Consider the following 3570-nt stretch of genomic DNA (forward strand, 5'->3'; position numbering starts at 1 on the left):
TTAACTGTACATGGATACTTGCAATACTTGTCGCACAAGATCTCCATGGCTTTCGCTGTAATCTTATCCATCGGACTCTCGTCATCCGCCTGTTCGTCGTTTTGAAATTTCACAATATGATCCAATGACGGATACTTCTGTCCGGTAGCTACGATGTACCCGATGTCAACCATCTCATTTAAGTTGTCTTCCATGCCGATGCCTATGTAATAGTCACTTCGCTTTGTTTCCGGATCTGTTGTCCTTACAATACCAACCGCTCCTCTTGGATCACTGCTGTTTATCCATAATGCTCTTACTTTTTCCATACCATTTCCCTCAACTCTCATAAAATTCTTTCGTCTTCCGTTTCGACACCGGGCTGCCCTTCTCAAACACGCTGCAGTCTTCCACCTCACAGCCACGGATGTGCCCGACAATGCTGCAATAATCACAGATTTGTTTTCCGCCTACCTTCGACCTGTACTTGCAGATCTTACACTTGTGCCGGTCCGCGTTCTTTCCAACTGCCTCGTCGATTATCATCTGATCCACGACATTCTCGAAGTCCTTGTTAATCACTGCTGGCTTACCGGTTCTTTTCTTCTTGCACTTATTCGGATTTATCCAGGAATAAACAGTACTGTATTTCACACCGGTGGTCTTCGAAATCTCTGACATGCTCTTTCCCTGCTTATGCAATTCAAGTGCCTGCTCCTTTTCTTCCAAGACCGGACGCGTCTTCTTTTGCACTGCCGGCGCTTCATTTACCGCTGGCTCTGCAGGTGAAGGGAGTTCCGCACCACTTTCCTCCTCTTCCTGTAGTCTCCACGCCGTCAACTTGTAGAGAAAGTCTACGATCCGAACCTTACAGTCCGCGCAGAAGTCCTCCGCATTGTTTTCATAGGCGTATTTATCAGCAATATCATCCGTATCAGGATCCTGCTGGACAATCTTAACCCGGTACGGATCACCGGTGATCTCTTTCCCACAACCATCACATACCACTTTTTTAACAATCATCCTCTTCCCTCCGCATTCTTATCTTCTTTTTGCATAATCTTCAGATGTTCCACCAATGCGCTCTTGTTCATTAAGCAGTCCTTGAAATAGCCACCCTTCATCAAGTAATATTCCTCACTCCCATATCTGGGAACATATCGATCTTCCCTTTTACATTTCATTTCGTAGTGAAAACATCTGTGATAGTACACTTTTACAACCATTGCGTATCCATCTGGCAGATTATATCGATAATACCGTTCCCCTGTCTCTTTCGTTTCGATCCAGATTGGCCAATTCATATAGCTGTCTATAAAATTTTTACGCTGATCATTATTTTTCAAAAGCGGAAGTTCCAGACATTCTAGTTCTGACGGTGGATTTTCGATCAGATCCGCATCACACACATAACCAGCCAGCGCTGCCACTGTTATTTTCTGTTTTCTAACCCTCTTATCGGAATCTGTATAGAACTTAATAAAATCCGCAAGCATTCCATTTGCCTTGTCCAACATTTCTTTTGCCAGTTCCAAATCCGACAACTCAGATATTTCTTCAAAGCGTTCCTCCTGTTCATCGGCATTCACAGAATTGTTTTCTGGTTCAGATTCTGATTCCATCTCTAAAGTATCTGTGTGCGACGTCGCACATTCTTCTACCAAAGCATTAGAATCTTCATTTATTTCAATAAAGTTATCCACCCGCTTGTCAGAATCACCTTCATCTATTCCCAGATATCGATTTAATTCTTCATGTATTTCATCCAAACATTTCCTAGACATATCCCTAATTACTATCAGCTGTTCATCCGACATATCCTGCAGTTCACCAATTGTATCAACTCCAGCTCGCTTCAGGATGTTGTATGTTCTGACACTTAGATCCAATTCATCGATTAATGTATCTTTTGATTCTAATAATGCATCGTTCTCGTGATTATCTTGTACTGGCTCTTCCCCAGCAACTCTAGACTCTTCCATCGCAACCACATTCCACATATTCTGAATTGCAGCTGCAAGATAAAACCAATCATAATCTCCAACATATTCACTCTGTCCGTCCCATAGCTGAATATAATCGTCAAACAAATTAATATGTGCTGCACCCTTATCTACTGAAAAATGGAATGTCCTATCCATACCAAGTTTCTCTTTCAGCTCTCCAGGAGACTTTTTAACTTGCAAGACACGATTAGCGAAGTCTTCCAACATCCAATCATGATAGACTGCTATAAGATGTCTTGCTGCCATGTCTAGATATTCTTTTTCTTCTGGATCAGGTATTTTTAACGCATGCTCTGTGTCTTTCGGATTACTCTCTTCACTCAGACCTTCAGTCTCTTTAAACTCATTTGCTTTATCTGATTCAGGTTGCTTTATCTCTCGGATTTCTTTCACCGTCATTTCCGGAGTAACTTCTTCCAACTTCTCATCGTCCAGATACAAGATTTCCTGTAACTGACTCTTTCCAAAATTAACATATCGTTCTGCCAGAATCGGACTGTTCCCATTTTCAGAAAATTTCTCATTCATGCTCATCCACCGGCTGGTTGTAGATCTCTTGATTCCATACTGCTCTTCTGCAAACTCCCAAATGCTTTCATATCCATCCTCTTTGTATCCTTCCGTATCCCGAATCTGCCGAAGATAATATCCAATCGCAATGAACGTTCTGGACATATTAGCCAGATTATCCCGGATAATATTCTTTGTCTCCTGATAATTCATCTGCAGATACCATTTATCTTCCATTGTTCTTCTCCTCCCTGCATCTCATACCTTTACAGAAATACATCTCTGTCTTTCTTCTGGTACGAATATATTCATATTCTCCGATAATTGTCCGCCCACAGATACTGCAGACTCTAACATCCTCTTCCGATGCCGGTTCATTCTTCTTTGATCTATTCACTTTTTCCACCTCTTCAAGTGTTTTTTATTCACACTGTTCGGGTTTAGGCGACATGTTGTTTCCACCCAGTTCTGAAAGAACTCCATGTATGCAGCTTCGGTTCCGAACGTATAGATGATTCTTGTCAGAAACAATTTATCTTCCGGGCTTGTTCTTTTCTTTCTGCTCTTTTTCATACTTGTCCATTTCCTGGTTTATTACAGGTACCCATGCATACGCCAGATTCTGACAGAATATAGTCGGAAACTCTTCGCATAGTCTCTGGAGCCCATTGTTGTATGCTGCCATGTTATGGTTTTCCAGGAAGTTTTTATATAATTTCCAAAATCCGTTATACGCACCCTGCACTTTTCCATCAATTTCGTTCATACATTCTCACTTTCCGTCCACTCCAAATTTGTGTATCTGGAAATTCGTTTATCACCATTTTTAAACCTTACGCACACATATCCATTCGGATTGTCAACAAATGCTTCAGCCACAAGATAACAAACGGGAACCCATGCGGATGTTAATCCATTGTTCAAATAAACACTGGGTAATCTAAAACCAAAGTTTGTTTGCATTTCCCTATTGACTTTTCCTATAGTGCTTACACATCTTCCTAAATTGCTAATCAGATATTTTCCATTGTATCTTTCTATTGTTTTCCATTCTTCCTTCATTCTTTTTTCACCC

At 41.1% G+C, this 3570-nt stretch carries 6 protein-coding genes; all 6 read right to left on the reverse strand.

Going from position 1 to position 3570, the window contains the following annotated elements; all coding sequences use genetic code 11:
* A partial coding sequence (locus tag BUB85_RS21525; protein ID WP_159434654.1) for a hypothetical protein occupies positions 1–308 on the reverse strand: 308 nt, incomplete at its 3' end.
* 10 nt (positions 309–318) lie between these two features.
* A complete protein-coding gene (locus BUB85_RS13660) occupies positions 319–1002 on the reverse strand; it encodes a helix-turn-helix domain-containing protein (RefSeq protein WP_073111452.1) in 684 nt (227 codons plus the stop codon).
* Positions 999–2732: a DNA-directed RNA polymerase subunit alpha C-terminal domain-containing protein gene (locus tag BUB85_RS21005; RefSeq protein ID WP_084534053.1), complete on the reverse strand. Its 1734-nt coding sequence runs from the start codon at positions 2730–2732 to the stop codon at positions 999–1001. The genes BUB85_RS13660 and BUB85_RS21005 overlap by 4 nt, the downstream gene beginning before the upstream one ends.
* Complete coding sequence (locus BUB85_RS21765) at positions 2722–2892, reverse strand: hypothetical protein (RefSeq protein WP_200803574.1); 171 nt, start codon at positions 2890–2892, stop codon at positions 2722–2724. Before BUB85_RS21765 ends, BUB85_RS21005 begins: the two co-directional genes overlap by 11 nt.
* A gap of 135 nt (positions 2893–3027) precedes the next feature.
* Entirely contained in the window at positions 3028–3261 is a 234-nt protein-coding gene (locus BUB85_RS13685; protein WP_073111458.1) for a hypothetical protein, read from the reverse strand.
* Positions 3258–3570, reverse strand: a 313-nt coding sequence (locus tag BUB85_RS13690; protein ID WP_242945430.1) for an NUMOD4 domain-containing protein, incomplete at its 5' end; no start/stop codon positions are given. The genes BUB85_RS13685 and BUB85_RS13690, both read right to left, overlap by 4 nt.

The sequence above is a fragment of the Hespellia stercorisuis DSM 15480 genome, from assembly GCF_900142165.1.
Classification (GTDB): domain Bacteria; phylum Bacillota; class Clostridia; order Lachnospirales; family Lachnospiraceae; genus Hespellia; species Hespellia stercorisuis.